This is a genomic window from Paenibacillus sp. FSL R5-0473 (genome assembly GCF_038004565.1).
In the GTDB taxonomy this organism is placed as follows: Bacteria; Bacillota; Bacilli; order Paenibacillales; family Paenibacillaceae; genus Paenibacillus; species Paenibacillus amylolyticus.
Genome location: NZ_JBBORL010000001.1, coordinates 6,035,832 through 6,055,489, shown reverse-complemented (window position 1 = coordinate 6,055,489; position 19,658 = coordinate 6,035,832). Strand labels below are relative to the sequence as shown.

Sequence of the window (19,658 nt, the reverse complement as noted above, 5' to 3'; positions counted from 1 at the left end):
TGTGTAAGGTCTACGGGGAACGCGAGGATAGCGGACATGTTCAAGTTCAATTCCAAACCCAGGCTCGAGTTCAAGTTCAGGTTCTGATATACCAAATAAACCAAAAGAGAGCTAAGCACAGGTTTCGACCCGGCTTAGCTCTCTTTTCTATGACTTCATTATGATCTAACACGATAAGCTAAACGTTATACGTGCATGACATGTTTTTCATCCGATAACCCCAGCGCCTTGGCTGTTGAAGAATGAACCTCTTTGAGGAGATCCAAGTTCTCCACAAGGGATATGCCGTAGGAAGGAATCATTTCCTTGATCTTTGGCTCCCATGCCTCCATATGCTGCGGGAAGCACCGCTGAAGAATCTCAAGCATGACCTGAACGGCAGTGGATGCACCCGGTGATGCACCTAACAAAGCCGCAATCGTTCCATCTGCAGACGTGACCACTTCTGTACCAAATTGGAGCGTACCCTTGCCACCCTGGACGGTATCCTTGATCACCTGGACACGCTGCCCCGCCAGAACCATATCCCAATCCTCGCTCTTGGCACCCGGAACAAAGTCACGCAATTCAGCCATGCGTTGTTCTTTAGATAACATCAGTTGCTGGATCAGATATTTGGTCAAAGAAATTTCTTTGACACCTGCCGCGAGCATCGTAAGCAGATTGTGCATCTTAACAGACGTAATTAAGTCGGCATTGGAACCCGTCTTCAGGAACTTCGGCGAGAACCCGGCAAACGGTCCGAATAACAGCGACTTCTTATTGTCGATAAAACGGGTATCCAGATGCGGAACGGACATCGGCGGAGCTCCTACCGAAGCCTTGCCATATACTTTGGCATGATGCTGTTCCACGACTTTTTGATTTTTGCACACCATAAAGATCCCACTGACCGGGAATCCACCGATATGTTTACCTTCCGGAATGCCCGTTTTCTGGAGCAAATGCAGACTTCCGCCGCCCGCGCCGATAAAGACGAATTTTGCCTTATGGCGTTCGACTGAACCACTCTTCAGATTTTTCACGGACAGTTCCCATTGTCCATCGCTGGTGCGTTTCATATTCTTCACGCTATGTTGGTAGTGGATGCCCACGTGTTGTTCCTTCAAATGTTTGATCAGCATACGCGTTAAAGCACCAAAGTTAACGTCCGTACCGGAGTCAATTTTGGTCGCTGCAACAGGTTCATTACTGGTACGATCTTTCATCATCAGCGGCATCCATTTCGCCAGCTCTTTCTTGTCATCCGAGAATTCCATGCCTGCGAACAGCGGGTGATTCGACAAGGAGTCATAACGTCTTTTCAAAAACTGGACATTGCTCTCTCCATGTACATAACTCAAATGAGGAATCGGCATGATGAAGTCCCGCGGATTACGAATCAGACGGCTATTGACGAGATAGGACCAAAATTGCTTTGAGATCTGAAATTGTTCATTCACTTTAATCGCTTTGCTAATATCTACGGTTCCGTCTGGTCGTTCAACGGTATAGTTAAGTTCGCACAATGCAGCATGCCCGGTTCCGGCATTATTCCATTCGTTGGAGCTTTCCTCTCCTGCAGTGGCTAGCTTTTCGAAAACCTTAATATTCCAGTCTGGTGCCAATTCTTTTAGCAAAGTTCCCAAAGTTGCACTCATAATTCCGGCACCAATCAAGATAACATCTGTACTCGTTTGTCCCTGGCTCATGTCTACCGTCCTTATATCCTATATTTGCCAAAAGGATGTAAGCGTTATCGATTTGGCATTTGCAGCAAGCCCATTCTTGAACGGGATCGCACCTTCTCTGAATGATTATAACCTTGATCTAGTGTATCAATAATATAGAGCAATTTAAATATGCAATTTCAAGATATTTGCTATTCCATCAGTATACGCTAGTTTACATCGGAACGTTAGCCCGGTTATAGGCCTGAAAGATATATTTGTTCAAAACAAAGAAAGGAACCCGGTTTTAGGGGAACTTTGGTGATCAAATGGATGCACTAAAAGCCGCTCTCGAATCTCTTCGTAAGGCGGCTTCATATATAAATTAACGATTACCACCCCCGGCGTCTCCGGGAGTACTCAGAAGATCGAAATTAACTCTTTCGTGTACGGATGGCGTTCTTCAGCGAACAACGCTTCTGCGCCAAAGCGGTCAACGATCTGGCCTTCCCGCATAACGATGATGCGCTGGCTCATGCGATGTACAGCAGCCAGATCATGCGAGATAAACACGTATGAAAGACCAAGTGATGTGCGGAGATCGGTGAGCAACTGCAAAACTGCTCCTTGCGAGATCACGTCCAGGCTGGCCGTCGGTTCATCCAGAACGACAACGTCTGGTTCAATGCCAATAGCACGTGCAATCGTGACGCGTTGACGCTGTCCACCACTTAGCTCATGGGGGTAACGTCCAGCCAAATCGCTAGGAAGCTCCACCGCTTCAAGCAGCTTTTGGACGTAAGCCTCCTTCGATGTGTAGGTAAAGTGGGACAGCTCGGCGTTCCGTCCAAGTTGTTCGTACGGATCAATCAGCGAATCAGCAATCTTGAGCTTCGGGTTTAGTGCAGCCATTGGATTCTGGAAAACAATCTGAATCTTCCGGCGATGAGGTCGCAATCGTCGGCCGCTCAGCCGTGCAATATCCTGTCCACCCAGTGTAATCGAGCCTGTATCTGCATCTTCAATCCGTAGCAGACAGCGGGCGAGCGTACTCTTGCCGCACCCGCTCTCACCAACCAGGCCAAGGCATTCGCCGTGGTTCAGGGTGAAGGAAATATCGTTCACCGCCGGTCGGTCTGCACCTGCATACGTTCGGCTGAGATGTTCCACGTGAAGCACAGGGTCGCCGGAGATGCTGAGCGGTGAAGCAGTCTCTGCTACAGCGGTATCTATATCAGTATCTGTATCTGCATGATCTGTTTCGGTAGTAGTTATGACTGTACTGTCTGTGTCTGTATGGTTTAAGTCTTTAGCAAAATCGTGGCTTCGCACACCAGATTCTTCTTCGGACTGCACGAGTCCACGGCGTTCATCATTTGCGGTTGTCTTCATTCCGTTCCGGCCTCCTTCAATCCCGACTTCAGCGAGCGACTCAGGACGGGAGCCGCAGCAATCAGCTGGCGCGTATATTCATGCTGGGGATGATCGAGAATGCGATGCTTCCCCCCAGATTCGACGATCTGGCCTTCCTTCATGACAGCCAAGCGGTTGGCATAGCGACGTACATGGCGCCAATCATGCGTGATAAACAAAATGGCACATCCCGTCTCCGCTTGTTTGCGTGCCAGCAGTTCCAACACGCGATGCCCAGAAACACTGTCCAGTGCCGTTGTTGCTTCGTCAGCAATTAGCAGACGAGGAGACAGCATCAGCGATGTGGCGATTGATGTCCGCTGAAGCTGTCCACCGCTCAACTGGAACGGGTAGCGGCGCAGCAATTCAGCGCCAAGGCCAACCGATTCCAGCGCTTCCTCCGCTCGTTTCTTGCGGATAGCAGAAGACTTTTCCCCATGTACCTTCTGGTATTCATCAAAGTGCCCACCAATGCTGCGAAAGGGCGTAAATGCTCCCTGATAGTCTTGAAAAATATACGAGATGCGGCTTCCCCGCAGGGCGCGCATCTCCTTTGGCTTCCGTTCAAGCAGGTTGCTGCCTTCGAACATGACTCGCCCCGACGCATTCAGGTTGGGCGGCAGCAGACGACCAATCGCTTGTGAGAGTAAGCTTTTGCCACTACCACTCTGTCCAACCAATGCCATGAATTCACCTTCGCGAACAGCCAGAGAGACTTGATCTACAATCGTACGATCCCGACTGGAGATACTCAGTTCCTCAATGGAGAGAATCATGGCTGTACCTCCTTCTTCACGTCAAACCGGTCTCTTAGATAGTCGCCCAGCATGTTGGCGAGCAGCACTACCGAGACAATAGCAAGACCCGGATAGATCATCAGCTCCGGCCGAGACTGGAAATAAGGCCGTGAGTCGTTCAGCATCGCACCCCATTCAGGTGTTGGCGGCTGTGCGCCAAGGCCAATGTAAGACAATGATGAGATGAGTAGAATGATTTTACCCAGATCAAGACTGGCCAGCACAAGCACATGGCCTGCGATATGTGGAAGCAGATGTTTTCTCATGATACGACCGTCCGAAAGTCCGTTGGTACGGGCAATTCGAATGTAATCCTTTTGTGACTCAGATAAAACCGTACTTCGAACTAGACGGGCATAGCTGACCCACTTTACGATCACAATCGCCAATACCAGATTGCCGATTCCCGCGCCGAGCAAGCCACTTAGCACAATCGCCACGATGGTATCAGGGAAAGCGAGAAAAGCATCAGCGATGCGCATGAACAGCTTATCGACCCAGCCACGTTTGTAACCCGCAATCAAGCCAAACGGGATACCAATCAGCAATGCAGCACCGAGTGCCAACAGGCTATAACCCAATGTTTGACCGCCGCCAAGCAGCAGACGTGTCAGTACATCGCGGCCCAAATGGTCGGTACCGAACGGATGGAGAGCGCTTGCGCCCTGCAATCGTCCGCGCAGATCCGTTAAGGTATGATCATGTTTCAGAACTAAAAAGGCATACAAGGAGGCCGCGATGACCAGCAGTGCAAACAGCAGACCAATGATCGCCTGCCAGCTATGTTTTTTAGATTTTGTAGGTGGAATGGGCAGGGGTATGGTTTTCATCGGTGGGCCTCCTTTTCCTTCAGTTTCATTTCAGGATTCAAATAACGATAAGATAGATCAACCGCCGTATTCACGAGGAATACCACGATAGCCATGATCAGAATGTAACCCTGAATCAGTGGATAATCACGCTGGCGGATGGCGTCAACGACAAGCTTGCCAATACCCGGATAAGCGAACAACACTTCAATTACAACAACTCCACCAATCAGGCTACCGAGACTGACACCGAATACCGTAATGACAGGCGGCAGACTGTGCCGAAACGCGTGAAGCATGAAGATCCGGCCTTCGGATAACCCTCTTGCCCGGGCAGAGCGAACGAACTCCTGGCTAAGAGAATCCAATAGGCTGGAACGCAAAAGTCGCACATAAACGCTGGAGATGGCAAGTCCCAGCGTCAGAGATGGCAGAATAAGTGAAGTAAATCCATCCCGGCCCATGGTCGGCAGATTGCCAAAGCGTACGCCGAACATATCGATTAGGATTAGACCCAGCCAGAAGCTTGGCACCGCCGCACCCACAATGGAGAGCATCCGGCTACCGCGGTCAATCCAACTGCCACGATGGAGCGCTGACAGCGAGCCGAGCGGGATAGCTATAACGAGCATGACCAGCAGTGCGCCAATCGTCAGTTCAGCCGTAGCAGGTAGCGCACGCATCAGGGTCTGCATAACTGGCTGGCCTGTTGAATACGATACACCGAAGTCGAGACGAACGAAATCGAGTAACCAGTTGCCGAACTGGACAGGAAGCGAATCATTGAAGCCCATTTCCTCGCGCACAGCTTCCACCTGTTCCTGACTAACAGACAGTTCGTCCACATTCAGGATCGTCAGCACGGGATCACCAGGAGCCAGACGAATGAACAGGAAACTTACAAACATAATGAACAACAGAAAGATAAATACCTCAAGGAACTTCCGAAGCAAAATGCGAAACATTACATCACATCCAGCTTATTGGTAATCATGTAATATTCACTGCGAGTGGTAACCCAATTCTTGATCTTCTTGCCATTATAGGCAACGATCGTACCTGGATGCAGCACGAATGAATTCAACACGTTGTCATGCACGTAGTTGGCTGCCTTCTCGGCAAGCTCTGCGCGCTTCTCCGGTGCAACTGTGAGATTCAGTTCGTCGATGATCTTGGTCAGTTCTGGATCTTCCGATCCACTGAAGTTAAGAGCACCCTTCGGATGGTACGTTGCATTCAGGTAATATCCAGCATCGCCACGCGGGGCCGTCAAATTACTGTACGTTGCAATATCCCAGTCGCGGTTGGACGCCATGTAATCTTCCGGTGTGTCGATCTGACGGATCTGGACGTCGATACCGATCTTCTTCGCATCAGATTGGAACACTTGAGCAATCAGTGGCAGATCAGCACGGGCGGAATATGTCAGCAGCGTCAGCTGTAATGGTTTGCCGTCCTTGGTCATCACGCCGTTTTGCAGTGTATATCCCGCTTCTTGGAGATAGTTTACAGCGACATCAGCTCCGGATTCCGTTGCTGTATCCGTATAGGTTGGTGCGAATGGCAGCGATGGCAGGAACGGCCCAATGGCTGCTTCGCCATAGCCGAGCAGGATCGTGTCCACGATACCCTGACGGTCAATCAGCGCGTCCAGCGCACGACGAACATTGAGGTCCTTCATACTCTCCCGCTGCATGTTCATCGTTAGCTGATGCACGCGGAATGTCGATGTGGACTCAACCTTCATGCCGTCCAGCGCTTTGAGCGATTCGAGGCTTTCGACTTCCGGACGGTATACGATATCTACCTGCCCAGATTTGAGCGCTAGTGTGCGGGCATTGGCATCTTCATTGAATGAGAACGTGATGGAATCCAGAGGCGATGCTCCGTCCCAGTATTCATCATAGCGATCCAGTTGCAGCTTGCTGCCTGGGGTAAAAGAGGTCAGTTTGAACGGGCCCGTACCAATGGGCTTGTTCACAATGTCCGGTTCACTCACGTCGATAATCGCCGTGTTGGGGTTCACCAGTTCCGAAGCGAACTCCGGGAACGGCTGAGTTGTGGTAATCTCCAATTTGTCGCCCTCGGCTTCAATCGTATCAATCTTCAGCGCGTTCTGGATCGCTACATTCTCTTCCAGTGCACGCTCAAGGGATGCCTTAACGGATTCACCCGTCATTGGCTTGCCGTTCTGGAAGGTCACATCATCTCGCAGGTCAATCGTCCAATGCTGACCGTCCTCGCTCTCCCAGCTCTCGGCGAGCCATGGAGCAACTGTCAGATTCTCTTCATCGAGACGAACCAGCGTTTCCGTAATGCCCGCGCGCAGCGGCACATAGCTGGAATCCACATGCGGATCTAGCGAACTGGTGGAGAAGTTATATAGGAAGTGAACATTTTTATTATCGGTGGATGGCTGCGCAGCGGGACTGGACTCAGATGATCCGCAGGCGCTCAACAGTCCAGCGCTCAAGGCCAAGGAAACCAGCGCTAGCAGTGGCGTCTTTTTATTCAAGGTAATGCCCCTCTCTCTTAATCGTAATCATTATGATCTAAACAATGAGTATTATCATATCGTAATGATTACGTTTTGACAAGAGTTATATTGGTGTTAGAACGAGAAAAAATCCGACTCTCGGATGAGAGCGGATTTTTCATGTTTTTTGTTACATATGAGGGCTTGATTAGTAGGTATTTTCTTTACGATCCGGGATTGTTTACAGGTAGAACCATGCAAGATTCCTCGAAGAGTTACAATCCAGTTTCGTAGTCTTCCAGCAAATGTGACCAGTAACCTCGATGTACTTTAAGGATTAAACAAAATAGAGTTTATGCGGAACATTTCAAATGCAAAATTCGTTTAGGGACTAAGAGGGGGAGTACGATGAGAAGATATTCACTTATCGCCTTAATGTTTGCTACTGTTATGGTCCTGATTCTTAGCGGCTGCCAAAGTTCTAATCAGCCCGATCAAGTCGAAGTAAATAAAGTCCAGAAGGAATTACACACCTTTTATCCTGGCGATATTAAACAGGTTGACTCTATTGAAATGATGACTGGTGGTGATGGTACTAAAAAAACAACTACAGATCAAGTGCTGATTCAGGAATGGATTGAAAAGGTACGCGATTTAGAAATTGTAATTGATCCAGATCAAGAAGATGCTACAGGGGTATTGTTCCATGTAACAATGTTTGAGCAGGGAGAAGAAGTGCTGTATATGACACCTACCGATATGAATCATCAGCGAATGCAGCCACAGTTGGAATTGGCTGACCGAATGTCGGAACTTTATGATGCCATAGAATAAGAGTGTTCTTATATCCTGTATTCAAAGTGACTACATGCTTAAAAGTTCGATTTGAAATTATCCTTCGTAATCCACATTTTCAGCAAAGTAGGTTCTCTATGAGTTCAGTCGCTTTACATCGGTTAACTTTTCCTGAAGTATTTGAATACTCGTACTCTGCAGTATGTCAGGATTCAATTCAGTAAAAAAATCTAATAACTGATGTGCATTTTTCATAATTTCTTCTGTAAAGGATGCCGAACTTACATTAACACCATTCCAATTTGAGTATCTAAATTCCTCGTTTGGTTCAGTAATAAATAAGTCCAGAATAACTTCCCGATCAATATCTTCTACTAAACTAACTTGTAGTTCCACTCCCTGCTGTTTAAACTCAAGCCACAAAATAGCGCTATCAGGAATTCGATAAGCAACATATTGATGTATTCTAATCTTCTGGACTATAGTCAGTAAGTCCACAAACCATCTAATAAGTCTTTCATTACCAAATGGACAATCGTCAAAGAACATACCGTACTTACTTCCGTTAAAGTCCAATTCAATAATTCCCTCGATATCTTGTTTCGTTAGATCAAACTGCTTTGCAGACATTTGTTTAATTTCATCAAAATTATCGATAGCCTTGAAAGATAAAGTGAACATAATCAGGGCACTCCCCGCTCTGTAGTCGCTACTAACCTCAGAATATATACAGAATTGTAGTTTCACTAATAAATGCGCTAGGTAATATATCAAGTAAATTTTCAATTCTACCCATCATATAATCTAACCCACTTCCGTTTAAATGTTCCTTTACCCACTCACTTAATCGATTTAACTCAACTACAGCAGCTTCTAATTGGTGAAAATATATTTTAGATCCATCCCGAATCAGGGCTATTCCTAATTCATGTATTGCTGCCTCCCAGTACTCATCGTAAAATTCCTGAGTAGCAATATTCTCACTGAGTGTAAGTTCAAAATTCCGATCTTCTATATCCCCGTTATATCTATATAGACCTACGGACAATAGTATCCCCCCAGTTTGATCAACATGATCCTATTAGATGTCGCTAATATCTTGTACTGAAATATTTGATTGTCTCCAATACTTAAGAGGATACGCTGAATCACCTACAACCATTTCGCCTTGTCTTATGGTAAAACTCTCGCCTCGTTCAAAGAGTTTTATCATTGGTTCGTAGAGGTCGATGTATTGAATTACTTCACCCACTCCTTGATCTGCTAATTCGGAAACTTCTAAATAACCGTAGCAAATTACCTTCACATAAGGTTTTCCTAGCGTGTCCAGTTTTGAACAAGCTCGATATACCTTTTCATCTATAGCTTTTCCAAGAATTTTAGCAAAACTAAATAGGGGATATTGATCTATTGAAGCATCCATCTCGTTTAATAATTGATTAACGCGTCTAAGATATTCTTTAATCAAAACATGAGAAGAAGATTCTAGTGAGCTACCTTCTGTATCCTCAAATGAAATAGACGATAAACGTTCAATAGCTTTGGTTAGTAGCTGCCCCATGTGTTGCTCTCCTCTCGATTAACTATTAAACCTATTTAGAGTTACGTACAAGGTAACGACTAAATAACGCAGCCCTGGCAACTGCGTTATCGTTTGAAATTATGTTCCTTGATCGCAATCAGTCGAATTCAATATACACGCTACAACCGTTCGTATTGGCTAATTCTAAAAATGTTGATATCTGATGTGCTACTTCTGGGAGAGTAGAAACAATATTCTTAACATTCTCTATTTGCTCACCAGTTACTTTACTCACATTGAAGGACTTAAATAAATGAATAGCCGAATCAAGGTCCTGTACTTCCCATGGACTTTCCTCATACCAACCTTCATGGGCATAGTATTCTTGTAGAATACCATTGTCAGTAGACTCGTACTGGCACATAAGATCCAATAATGTCTCAAAATATCCATTCCACATTTTTAGAATATTCTTTTCGGTAGAGTTTTCAAATAAAATTAATATCTCCGGTTGCCTCTCGTACCCCACATAAAAAACGTCATTAACTTTTTCTTCTTTCACAGTTCATCAACTCTCCAACGCTTATAAAGAGCATTACCCTCGCTCTACCAGAATCAACTTAGGTACTCGCTTATAATACTCATCTTCCTCTTCAAACGAGATCATATCTACACCTTCAGGAATCTTGGTCCGGGAGATATGAATCCCATGAATACAAGAATAGCACCATATATCTAAAAACCCTATTCTTGACCGTATATCCCCGACATACTGAAAGTGTATATTGGAATGTCCACAATTTGGGCAGTTTAGTTCATATTTATTTTCTTCCTTACCTACTAACCTCAGCCATTTACTATGTTGTGTTTTAGCCATTAAATTACCTCGTAGTATATGACTTACTATCAATTTCTTGCTAACTTTAAAGACCATTCTCCCTAAGAAACCGGTTTAATAAAAAATGTACTCTGACCGATTCTATACATCATCCCGTTCGAATTGTGAAGATCTCCTTTTGAAAGTGAGCTCCCAGCTTCTTAAATCAACCCTGCCATATCCTTCTCAATAAAGTTCCCATCAAGTAAATCATAAGGCCAATCATAAATATCAGGGTTCTCTCTGCAATACGAGTTAATGACAAGCTGACCGTCGGACCGCAGAAAGACCACGCCAGATTCACTATCTGTCAATGCGATATCCTCTTCTAATCTGTCCGTTAGAGTATTAATCGCTTGGAATATAACTTGTAATCCCTCTTTGGGTGAACGTGAAAAAACGGAAATATTGATACAGTAATTGATATTTAAATTTAACTCTTCTCTCGTAAAACACACTAACTCATCATCGTCTTGTACGATAAATGAGAAGTTAGGATTGGTAATCGTGTAATAACCATCCCTCGATTTCATGTGAGTCTCCTGAGAAAAATCTTGTAGTGAACTCAACAATAGTTCCGCTAATTGTTGAGTGTCTTTTTTATAAAATAGGTACAATGCTAAATCCATACTAATCCTCTCTAGAAGCATATTAAAATCAAAAAATAGGTTAGTTTTTCATTATACTCATTTCACCTATTTTAACCCCTTAAGAAAATCCTCTAGAATCTTTTTGCTGGCAGTGCCTGCTCCTGAAATTGCATTATGCACACGATCTAATATCATTGGATGATTTATAATTCGTTGCTTATGTTCAGTAGATGTGTAACTTCTTAATGTATCTATACATATTTCAAACAACTCGCTGTCTTCAACAGAAAGTAGAGAAAGCAGGATTTCAAATTCTTGTGTGTGCTGTGTACTATCTAGACAGTAAGCCAGCTTTTTCTTCCAGTACAGTGGCTTATCTAACACCTCAATTGCTAACTGATCCCAATCACTTTGTCCGAAATCCTCCAATATTTCTGCTGCTATGATACAACCGTCATCATACCAGGAATCAACTGTCGTTACAGCCGATAAAAGATTATCTAATTGTTTGTACATATTTTATAGTTACCTTTCATTTTATAAGTTTAGAAACCTGCTGGTTGGGGTGCGTTTACATCACCTGTAGGATAGGCGCTACTAACTTCATCCCCATTTTTAATTACATCAACTTCTACACCATCAATCTTCTCACGATGCCACGTAGCCCTATCTCTTATTCTTGATGATATGGCGGGCGTATCTCCAACATCTTTTATACTTCCAATAATCTTATCTTCACTCCACGAATTTGGAAACAAAGTACTATGCTTAAGTTTAGAAATATTTCCATCTTCGAATTGTTTAGTAAAAAGAACATACTTAGTTCCATCCGGATTACTTCTTACTACTTCTACAGCATAACTATTGTTGCTATTGTTTATATTGGGTGAGTGCCCACCTATCAAAATATTTTTCGGGACTTTTCGCTGCCCTTCCAATATTTTAGATTCCATTTCTGAACTGATAACAGTTTTTGGAGTCGCTCCCAAGCTGTTATCGGTCTGAGTATTCTCAACTCTGGATTCAGCCTTCTTTATATTATTCTGAATCTTAGATGCCAAGCCAGATGACGAAGTTTTAAACGGTCCTGAACGTCCCGGCATGCTCCCACGAACCATCTGAATCGCCATGAATATCTGACTAAACTTCAGAGAGGTCACCATCATCTGAGCATACTTATCTGATACAGGCTCTCCCGTCGTAGGATGAATGCCCATCTCAAACGCCTTGATCTGTAACGCAAAAATATCTTCCCCAGGCGGTTCAACGTTCACAGCTTGCATGCGATTAAAGTCCAGATTTCCCTGATCCCTCTGATAAGCCTGAAGAGCAGCCTGATCCGCAACACCATTCTCGTTGACGGGCATCCATACCAATTTACCGAACATATTGATTTGCGCCATCCGATAGCCCTTATCACCCGAATTTGAATCACCTGATGATTTGGTCATCATAGCTGCGGCACCAACTGCTCCAAACGCACCACCGAGACTTACCTTCTGAGCATCTGCATCTTGGAAACGCGTGGCGATATCCTTCAATTCCTTCGATGTATTCACCATACTCTCCAGCGCTTTATCCAGTATAGGTCGTGACTGCTCGAACTCATAGTAAAATCGCTCCTGCGTCGCGCCCATCCACATCATCTGAACGAACATGATCTGTCTCGTCAGATCATTTCTTATGCTCTCAAACTGTTGTCTGGCCTGATCCACCTGATTCGATACGTGATGTAGTTGTTCAGGGGTAACTTTGATTGTACTCATACGTTTCTCCGCTCATTTGAAATAGGATTATCCTATGTTAGCAGAAGTGTAATATCTAAACTATCCGGCTAACATCCTGATTTCACCATGATAAAACACAAGCTGTGCTCCTCATCGGTGCTATGGTCCTATATGCATATACCCACTTCAAGGCATATCCTATCAGTTTCAGTAAATACCCTTCCTACTTCATCCCCTCCAACATGACCCGATACCGCCCGATCTGCTCCGCTGTCGCCTCTTCCCGCAATGATTCCAACAATGCCGTGCACCTTATAAAATACCGATCCATCCCTAGCTTATTCGCTAACCAGATTGCCTGTAAAATGAACTCCATGGCCTCCTGTGGTCTTCCCATCCAATGTTCGTACAGAGCCCGCTGATAACAGTAATGGTACATATTATCGTTGTTTGAAGAACCATCGTCTTTGCCAATACCCTGCATCTGATCCTCGAACACATGTAAAAGCCGATCAATCTGCCACCTATGCCGCACTGCTGCCTCAGTAATCACCTTCAGACCTGCCAACCCTTCCTCCGGATGCTCAAGCAAAAAGTTCACAAACTCCTCCAGCAGTTGCACCTGCCCGGCTTCAATCTCAAGAGCATATCGATTCACCAGTGCCTTATGTCTGAACTCCTGTACCACCAGCATACCTACCTCATCCAGATCCTCCAACCATCCCAGTTCTGCATATTGATCGATACATGCCCTCGCCTGATCTACCTGTCCCATCTTCTGGTGAGCCATACCCCGCATCAAATGGCTGAACCCGTAATAGTAGACCAAGGGCCGCTCGATGTTTATATGTGGTGCAGGCACTCCCTTTAACCGATACTCCTGCCGCTCTTCATGGAAAGACTGAACACATTGATATAACATGTCCGCCCTCTCCATCACCTTGTTCCAATTTTCAAAAGCCACAGCCATATCCAACATTTCAACAATGATGTCCGGTTTGAGTGATTTTAGGATAGATTTCCGCAAAGATAACCCTCCTTAATTATTCATTTTCTTATAATTGTATAGATAAATGAAAAGAAGAGCAACATAAATTGTACTTATAAGTACTTTTATTCAATGATACAGTTTGCACATATTAGTCTGTAAGGATTCTATAACCTCTTCTAACCTTAAGTGGAGGTGATCAAATGAGTTTACCAGAGGACGTAGGAAATCGAATACGTGAGTTAAGGAAGGCAAAAGGCTGGACTCAGGAACAACTGGCGGAAGCCGCAGGTCTTCATTACAGCTATATTGGCGGAGTTGAACGGGGAGATCGTAACATTTCTTTGGAGACTCTTGAGAAAATAATCAATGGATTGCAGGTCACTGCTGAAGAAATCTTTAAATTCAAAGAAGACTCTGAGTACAAAAAAGCCTTGGATGAACATATAACTTTAATAAGCGGCAAAAGTACAGATACAATCGTATCATTGACCAAAATTAGCAAAGAATTTTTAAATGCTATCGAAAAATCACATAAAAATTCCGAATAAATATCTCTACATCAAAATCATACGCTAACACCAAAAAGAGTGGAGTACGTCTCCACTCTTATCTTATTTCTCTTTTCAAATAACTTCCCGCTCAAACTCCGCAAACTCCACTCTGTTGCGCCCATTCTGCTTCGCCTGATACAACGCCTTATCCACCGCAGCGAATAGCTGAGTCAAATACCCCTCCGGATTGTCCGGCACATGCACAACTTCAAAATCCTCAAAGGACAGAATCCCAATACTAATCGTAATCGACACCTGCGTAATCTCGTGATCCACCATAATGTGGTTGGACTCCACCGCTAATCTTACGCGCTCCGCGATCTGGTTCGCTAGATCATGCTCCGTGTGCGGAAGATAGATCATGAACTCTTCCCCGCCATAACGTGTCAGAATATCGGTACTGCGAATGGATTGTTTGACCGCCTCCGCCGTGCGAACGAGCACTTCATCCCCGATGACATGTCCGTAGCGATCATTGATGGCTTTGAAGTAGTCGATATCGAGCAACAGGAGTGAAAATGGTGTTTTGTATTGAATATTGGTAATGACCTCGTGATTCAGATGTTGGGTCAGATAACGACGGTTGTAACAGTTGGTTAAACTGTCCGTCAGCGCCAGTTCCTCCAGTTTGCGATTGGCCTCGGATAACTCCTGACGGATCAGGTCTAGCGCCTGATTTCGCTCCTGAAGCGTTACGTTCTGGCGATTCATCTCTTTCACGTAGAAACGCTCCTGCGAGACATCCTGGAACGTGAGAATATGACCGATCGGCACAAGAGCCGAATCCACAATCGGAGAAGATTGCAGGATATAGTGCCGGATATTGTTGTCCCGCTCCACGATCACTTCAATGTGAGAGAGGGAATTTTCTTTTTTCTTATAGTGATTGACGAACTCCCGGCAGCTGCCCACGACATGAACAGACTCCAGAAAAGCTTCCATATCAAAAGAATCCCCCACATGCAGATCCATAAAGGATCGTGAGGCTTTGTTCGCTTCAACAATGACATCATTCTCATCCAGTACCAGGATGCCATATGGAATGGTATTGATTACATCCTCATGGGCGATGGAGACCAGATCGAACACATTGTATCTTTTGATCACATAGACAAAGAAGAGGTCAGACAGAAAGATCCCCAGCGAAGTCATACCAGGAATGATCGGCAACCAGCGGGCTAGAACGACATTCAGAATCGCATCAATTGTTGCAAACACAGCCAAGACCAAGATGCCCAACAGGGTGATTCTCACCTGTTTTTTGATCATGGCAGACGTCTGCGAAGAATACACGGCCCGGAATAGAACCACGAGAGAAGTCAAGAAATAGCTCACCAGAATAGTCATCACAACCCAGAACCAAAGGCCGTAATCCCGCTCGATGTACCCGCCCTCCAGTGGAATCACGAACTCGTTCCATGGATTTGCGACCACACCTATAGCCCCGATCACCGCAGGGACAAATAGCAGAAAAGTTCCTTTTGTACTCAGACGTTCTGAATAACCGGTAATAAAGATCGTCAGTAGAAGCCACCCGCTCCCAAGCAAGGAGACCGCAACGAAAGATAAGGTAACGTAGAACAATTGCAGACCGGAATCATCCGTGAGCGTACTCGCAAATTGACAGAAAGGCCAGAGCATCATCAACCCGTGAAATAAAAAGTACACTTTATGTAAGTTCGTAATTCTAACCGTAGCAAACACATATACACCTACACCAAACAAAAGGACAAATAAAAAGAGATCATACCATACTAAAGGGTTCACGAATCTTCTCCTTCTTAGATGCTACAATGACAACGTGGTTGTTCATGATTCTATGTGATACTTATATATAACTTCAATAAACACCTATACAATTCTGCTACGCCAAACTTATTGGTTAATTTAACCATATCTTATCACACCACCATAAGGGTGAGTAGCCCATACACTGGAAGTCCGACCAACCTCTGATCGAAATGCTGATCTATTTCTGATATTTATGAATGCTTTTGAAGGTTTAGAGTACAAACAGGAGAGGAGATCATCTGCTCGGGAGTTATTCAGCTATCATCAAGTGGTCGATATCGAGCCATCCGGCTACCGGACGGCCCTTGTATCATTCGGTTACTGCATGTAGAGGGAGATTGTCCGTGAATAGATCGGGGTTATGCTTGAGCATCTCCGTAATTACCTCTGCTGTCTTAGCCGCATCACACACTCTTACGACCGCATCACCGAGCATTCCTTTACGCATCGCACCTTCGCGAACCAATACCTCGTCTACTTTCCAAAAATGCTCCGACCATGGCAACCCACAATGTCTGCGGGATGGTACTGAAATCTGGCTTCCATCTGGTAAAACCGTATAAAGCATCTCATGCTCGTCCGTCATTCTGCCAGGGATGTCCACCCACTCTTCGACTCCGTGGATAAATGTATTCCGCTTCAAGTCAACGCCTACTAACAAGATCGTCGCTTTCCGATCGAGCAGTTTCCCCCATGCTGATCCTCTCGCACACGGTGTATCGAAGAGATGATCGTCCTTCGCAAATGCCTCTGCGTCCCGTCCCAGTGCTGCTACTGAGTGCGTCGGGTGCCACGAACGAACTACGCCCGGACGTTTACGAAAAAGTTCAGGCAGAATACCGACACAACAGGTAGAATTTTCCACGTGGAACAATGGGTTATCCGCATTAATGGTAGACCATGTATGCGTGGGAAGCACCAACAATCCCTCTTTCATATAGTCGCTAAAGGCATTCAACACCGTGTCTGCTCCACCTTCAACCTCGCCTATACTTTTCATTGAAGAGTGAATGAGCAACGTGCCTTGCCTATCCATACCAAGCTGCTCTAGCTGCTGCATCAAGCTTTCTTTTGTATACATGTCCTTCCTCCTTCATTTCTTATCCCTTTTCGATGAAAAAGCAAATCCTTGCTCAGCTTCACATCATGCTTCTCAGCATAACAAACAAAGGGCCGAGGGTTAACCCCCGGCCACAGAGAAAAAAATTGGTTGAGTTCAGGCAGTAGCTACCGCTCAACTTTTACTTAATAATAACGTACTCCAGATTCACCAGCTTCGCATAAGTCACGATCTGATCTGTCGTCAGGTTCAAGGATACAACCGTATGGTGACCACCACCATTTTCGATCCATGCTTTCACTCCATCTTGGAAGTTCGGCTTCACGCTCCACAGAACACGTGCTACCGGCAGATTAGGTGCTGGAACGGTTGGTTCAAATGCAGATACTTCATTGATCAGCAGTTTGTAATGTGTACCGAAGTCTGCCATGGATACCACGACACCTTCGCCTGCTTTGCCGTCGAATACAAGACGAGCCGGATCTTCACGATCGCCAATACCCAGTGGGGACACGATGATTCTCGGTTTCGTGCTGGCCAGTGTCGGATCTACTTCAAGCATGTGAGATTGCAGAATCGCTTCCTGTCCAGTGGCCATCTCGTATGTGTAGTCTTCCATGAAGCCCGTGTTCTCGTTATGAGCCATAATTTTTAGCAAGCGATCCAGCGCAGCCGTTTTCCAATCACCCTCACCAGCGAACCCGTACCCTTGTGCCATCAGGCGTTGCACAGCCAGACCCGGAAGTTGTTTCATGCCATGCAGATCTTCGAAGTTTGTAGTGAAGGCACTGTAACCACCTTCGTCCAGGAAACGTTTAATCGCAATTTCATAACTCGCTTGCACACGTACACTGGCTTCCCAAGCTTCCTTGCTGTTCGTGCCGTAATCGAACTCGTAGAGGTCTCCATACTGAGCGATCAGATCATCGATTTCCTGCTCTGTTACAGCGTTCACGTATTGCACGAGGTCGCCAATGCCGAAGTAATCAACGGTCCATCCGAATTGGATCTGTGCTTCAACTTTATCACCTTCGGTTACGCCCACGTTGCGCATGTTATCACCGAAGCGAGCTACTTTGATGTTAAAGCTTTCATTATAAGCTACCGCTACGTCCATCCAGTCAGCAACCTGTTGTTGCACTTCTGGGCGCTCCCAGTAGCCAACAACGATTTTATTTTGTTTTCTCAGACGGGCATTGATGAAGCCATATTCGCGGTCACCATGTGCGGCTTGGTTCAGGTTCATGAAGTCCATATCGATCGTTGCCCATGGAATGCTTTCGTTAAATTGAGTTGCCAAGTGTAGCAAAGGTTTTTGCAGCAATTTTGTACCACGAATCCACATTTTCGCCGGGGAGAATGTATGCATCCATGTGATGACGCCTGCTACTTCGTCGCGATAGTTGACTTCCTTCATCGTACTCGTGATTTTATCTGCGCTTACCGCCAGATCCTGCAATACGAGCGGGTATGGCAGTACGCCGCTTGCATTAAGGGCATCCGTGATTTTCTGTGCGTTGGCTTTTACTTCGCCCAAGGCTTCTTCTCCGTACAAGTGCTGTGAACCGACCACAAACCAGAATTCTTTTGCTGCTGACATATAATCATCCTCATTTCATTATTTTATAGTTGAACATTTGGGTTTACACTAGAACACTGCGATTGCAGTACCATCTTCCGATCGCTGGTTATCCCCGGATTTTTTGATTCCCTTTTTGCAAAGGGAAAATCCTGTGATAAACGCGAAGTATATCCTTCCGAACTAGCTTTCTTGCAGAAAGCTTTTAGCTTCGCTTCTTCAGATTGGTTCTGCACTCTCCGTTATCGTGTAAAAGTCTGATACAACTTCATTGGTAGTAGTAACAAACAACCTATTCGCTTGAATTATTATCAACCGATCGCTACATAACCTAATTACTTCTGTCCGTAATACGCGTCTTTTCCGTGTTTTCGCAGATAGTGTTTATCCAAAATGCCTTGTGGCAGTTCCTTCGCGAAGTTATTTAACTGCCGCGCGTAAAGGTTCATTTTGCACACTTCCTCCAGCACGACACTGTTCACCACCGCAGACTTGGCATCTTTCCCCCACGTAAACGGCGCATGACCATGGAGCAGTACAGCCGGAACTGCCATAACATCAATCCCACGCCGTTCAAACGTTTCAATAATGACGCGTCCTGTCTCCGCTTCGTACCCACGATCAACCTCGTCCTGATTCAGGAAACGTGCACAAGGCACTGCTCCATAGAACGTGTCCGCATGTGTGGTTCCCATTACAGGTACGTCCAGTCCGGCTTGCGCCCAGATGGTCGCCCATGTGGAGTGTGTGTGCACGATGCCACCAATCTCCGAGTAATGCTTATATAGTACGGCATGTGTTGCGGTATCCGAGGAAGGTCTCATCTCACCCTCCACCACATTACCGTCCAGATCAACCACAACCATATCGCTTGCTTTCATCACATCGTAGCTGACGCCACTTGGTTTGATCACGAACAGACCGCTTTCCCGATCAATTGCACTGACGTTACCCCATGTGAATTTCACAAGTCCGTGCTTGGGCAGTTCCAGATTCGCCTGGAATACCTCTTCTTTCAGTTGTTCTAACAT

At 45.5% G+C, this 19,658-nt stretch carries 20 protein-coding genes; 2 read left to right on the top strand and 18 right to left on the bottom strand.

What is annotated here, in order from left to right; translation table 11 throughout:
- Nucleotides 1–185: 185 nt before the first annotated feature.
- The 6 genes from MKY28_RS26685 to nikA all read right to left on the bottom strand — a co-directional run bounded on the left by MKY28_RS26685 (nt 186) and on the right by nikA (nt 7,183).
- On the bottom strand, nt 186–1,691 hold the full coding sequence (locus tag MKY28_RS26685; RefSeq protein ID WP_340937441.1) for a malate:quinone oxidoreductase: 1,506 nt from the start codon (nt 1,689–1,691) through the stop codon (nt 186–188).
- 378 nt (nt 1,692–2,069) lie between these two features.
- The gene (locus tag MKY28_RS26680) at nt 2,070–3,041 is read right to left on the bottom strand and encodes an ABC transporter ATP-binding protein (RefSeq protein ID WP_340937440.1); all 972 of its coding nucleotides are present in this window, start codon (nt 3,039–3,041) and stop codon (nt 2,070–2,072) included.
- A complete protein-coding gene (locus MKY28_RS26675; protein WP_340937439.1) occupies nt 3,038–3,838 on the bottom strand; it encodes an ABC transporter ATP-binding protein in 801 nt (266 codons plus the stop codon). The genes MKY28_RS26680 and MKY28_RS26675 overlap by 4 nt, the downstream gene beginning before the upstream one ends.
- Entirely contained in the window at nt 3,835–4,689 is an 855-nt protein-coding gene (gene nikC / locus MKY28_RS26670) for a nickel transporter permease (protein ID WP_340937438.1), read from the bottom strand. Before nikC ends, MKY28_RS26675 begins: the two co-directional genes overlap by 4 nt.
- Nucleotides 4,686–5,633 (bottom strand): nickel ABC transporter permease, encoded by a 948-nt coding sequence (nikB, locus tag MKY28_RS26665; protein WP_062836581.1) that lies wholly within the window; start codon nt 5,631–5,633, stop codon nt 4,686–4,688. Before nikB ends, nikC begins: the two co-directional genes overlap by 4 nt.
- Complete coding sequence (gene nikA / locus MKY28_RS26660) at nt 5,633–7,183, bottom strand: nickel ABC transporter substrate-binding protein (RefSeq protein WP_340937437.1); 1,551 nt, start codon at nt 7,181–7,183, stop codon at nt 5,633–5,635. Before nikA ends, nikB begins: the two co-directional genes overlap by 1 nt.
- A 369-nt stretch (nt 7,184–7,552) precedes the next feature.
- On the opposite strand from nikA, the gene MKY28_RS26655 reads away from it, so the two are divergent.
- Nucleotides 7,553–7,978, top strand: a complete 426-nt coding sequence (locus tag MKY28_RS26655; RefSeq protein ID WP_340937435.1) for a hypothetical protein — start codon at nt 7,553–7,555, stop codon at nt 7,976–7,978.
- Between the two features lie 96 nt (nt 7,979–8,074).
- Here MKY28_RS26655 and MKY28_RS26650 read toward each other — a convergent pair whose 3' ends face one another.
- From MKY28_RS26650 to MKY28_RS26615, 8 genes are all read right to left on the bottom strand, one after another.
- Nucleotides 8,075–8,620, bottom strand: coding sequence for a hypothetical protein (locus MKY28_RS26650; RefSeq protein WP_340937434.1), 546 nt, complete (start codon nt 8,618–8,620; stop codon nt 8,075–8,077).
- Nucleotides 8,621–8,657: 37 nt separating this feature from the next.
- Nucleotides 8,658–8,987, bottom strand: a complete 330-nt coding sequence (locus tag MKY28_RS26645) for a hypothetical protein (RefSeq protein ID WP_340937433.1) — start codon at nt 8,985–8,987, stop codon at nt 8,658–8,660.
- Between the two features lie 33 nt (nt 8,988–9,020).
- Nucleotides 9,021–9,500 (bottom strand): hypothetical protein, encoded by a 480-nt coding sequence (locus tag MKY28_RS26640; protein WP_340937431.1) that lies wholly within the window; start codon nt 9,498–9,500, stop codon nt 9,021–9,023.
- 118 nt (nt 9,501–9,618) lie between these two features.
- Nucleotides 9,619–10,023, bottom strand: a complete 405-nt coding sequence (locus tag MKY28_RS26635) for a hypothetical protein (protein ID WP_340937430.1) — start codon at nt 10,021–10,023, stop codon at nt 9,619–9,621.
- A gap of 476 nt (nt 10,024–10,499) precedes the next feature.
- Nucleotides 10,500–10,967, bottom strand: a complete 468-nt coding sequence (locus tag MKY28_RS26630) for a hypothetical protein (RefSeq protein WP_340937429.1) — start codon at nt 10,965–10,967, stop codon at nt 10,500–10,502.
- Between the two features lie 66 nt (nt 10,968–11,033).
- Nucleotides 11,034–11,444 (bottom strand): hypothetical protein, encoded by a 411-nt coding sequence (locus MKY28_RS26625; RefSeq protein WP_339787604.1) that lies wholly within the window; start codon nt 11,442–11,444, stop codon nt 11,034–11,036.
- 29 nt (nt 11,445–11,473) lie between these two features.
- On the bottom strand, nt 11,474–12,694 hold the full coding sequence (locus MKY28_RS26620) for a WXG100 family type VII secretion target (RefSeq protein WP_340937428.1): 1,221 nt from the start codon (nt 12,692–12,694) through the stop codon (nt 11,474–11,476).
- Nucleotides 12,695–12,878: 184 nt separating this feature from the next.
- Nucleotides 12,879–13,682 (bottom strand): DNA-binding protein, encoded by an 804-nt coding sequence (locus MKY28_RS26615; protein ID WP_340937427.1) that lies wholly within the window; start codon nt 13,680–13,682, stop codon nt 12,879–12,881.
- 164 nt (nt 13,683–13,846) lie between these two features.
- Here MKY28_RS26615 and MKY28_RS26610 point away from each other — a divergent pair, with 164 nt between their 5' ends.
- Nucleotides 13,847–14,194 carry a helix-turn-helix domain-containing protein gene (locus MKY28_RS26610; RefSeq protein WP_340937426.1) on the top strand — a complete coding sequence of 116 codons (348 nt, stop codon included), beginning with the start codon at nt 13,847–13,849 and terminating at the stop codon, nt 14,192–14,194.
- Nucleotides 14,195–14,269: 75 nt separating this feature from the next.
- On the opposite strand, the gene MKY28_RS26605 is transcribed toward MKY28_RS26610, so the two are convergent.
- The 4 genes from MKY28_RS26605 to MKY28_RS26590 all read right to left on the bottom strand — a co-directional run bounded on the left by MKY28_RS26605 (nt 14,270) and on the right by MKY28_RS26590 (nt 19,658).
- Nucleotides 14,270–15,964: a histidine kinase N-terminal 7TM domain-containing diguanylate cyclase gene (locus tag MKY28_RS26605; protein ID WP_340937425.1), complete on the bottom strand. Its 1,695-nt coding sequence runs from the start codon at nt 15,962–15,964 to the stop codon at nt 14,270–14,272.
- Between the two features lie 334 nt (nt 15,965–16,298).
- Nucleotides 16,299–17,069, bottom strand: coding sequence for an AAC(3) family N-acetyltransferase (locus MKY28_RS26600; RefSeq protein ID WP_340937424.1), 771 nt, complete (start codon nt 17,067–17,069; stop codon nt 16,299–16,301).
- A gap of 160 nt (nt 17,070–17,229) precedes the next feature.
- Complete coding sequence (araA, locus tag MKY28_RS26595) at nt 17,230–18,648, bottom strand: L-arabinose isomerase (RefSeq protein ID WP_133386379.1); 1,419 nt, start codon at nt 18,646–18,648, stop codon at nt 17,230–17,232.
- A gap of 314 nt (nt 18,649–18,962) precedes the next feature.
- A complete protein-coding gene (locus MKY28_RS26590) occupies nt 18,963–19,658 on the bottom strand; it encodes an L-ribulose-5-phosphate 4-epimerase (RefSeq protein ID WP_340937423.1) in 696 nt (231 codons plus the stop codon).

Excerpts from the sequence above, each read along its gene's own strand:
- MKY28_RS26685 (WP_340937441.1), bottom strand. The coding sequence starts at position 1,691 with ATGAGCCAGGGACAAACGAGTACAGATGTTATCTTGATTGGTGCCGGA.
- MKY28_RS26680 (WP_340937440.1), bottom strand. The coding sequence starts at position 3,041 with ATGAAGACAACCGCAAATGATGAACGCCGTGGACTCGTGCAGTCCGAA.
- MKY28_RS26675 (WP_340937439.1), bottom strand. The coding sequence starts at position 3,838 with ATGATTCTCTCCATTGAGGAACTGAGTATCTCCAGTCGGGATCGTACG.
- nikC (WP_340937438.1), bottom strand. The coding sequence starts at position 4,689 with ATGAAAACCATACCCCTGCCCATTCCACCTACAAAATCTAAAAAACAT.
- nikB (WP_062836581.1), bottom strand. The coding sequence starts at position 5,633 with ATGTTTCGCATTTTGCTTCGGAAGTTCCTTGAGGTATTTATCTTTCTG.
- MKY28_RS26655 (WP_340937435.1), top strand. The coding sequence starts at position 7,553 with ATGAGAAGATATTCACTTATCGCCTTAATGTTTGCTACTGTTATGGTC.
- MKY28_RS26650 (WP_340937434.1), bottom strand. The coding sequence starts at position 8,620 with ATGTTCACTTTATCTTTCAAGGCTATCGATAATTTTGATGAAATTAAA.
- MKY28_RS26640 (WP_340937431.1), bottom strand. The coding sequence starts at position 9,500 with ATGGGGCAGCTACTAACCAAAGCTATTGAACGTTTATCGTCTATTTCA.
- MKY28_RS26630 (WP_340937429.1), bottom strand. The coding sequence starts at position 10,967 with ATGGATTTAGCATTGTACCTATTTTATAAAAAAGACACTCAACAATTA.
- MKY28_RS26625 (WP_339787604.1), bottom strand. The coding sequence starts at position 11,444 with ATGTACAAACAATTAGATAATCTTTTATCGGCTGTAACGACAGTTGAT.
- MKY28_RS26620 (WP_340937428.1), bottom strand. The coding sequence starts at position 12,694 with ATGAGTACAATCAAAGTTACCCCTGAACAACTACATCACGTATCGAAT.
- MKY28_RS26610 (WP_340937426.1), top strand. The coding sequence starts at position 13,847 with ATGAGTTTACCAGAGGACGTAGGAAATCGAATACGTGAGTTAAGGAAG.
- MKY28_RS26600 (WP_340937424.1), bottom strand. The coding sequence starts at position 17,069 with ATGTATACAAAAGAAAGCTTGATGCAGCAGCTAGAGCAGCTTGGTATG.
- araA (WP_133386379.1), bottom strand. The coding sequence starts at position 18,648 with ATGTCAGCAGCAAAAGAATTCTGGTTTGTGGTCGGTTCACAGCACTTG.
- MKY28_RS26590 (WP_340937423.1), bottom strand. The coding sequence starts at position 19,658 with ATGTTAGAACAACTGAAAGAAGAGGTATTCCAGGCGAATCTGGAACTG.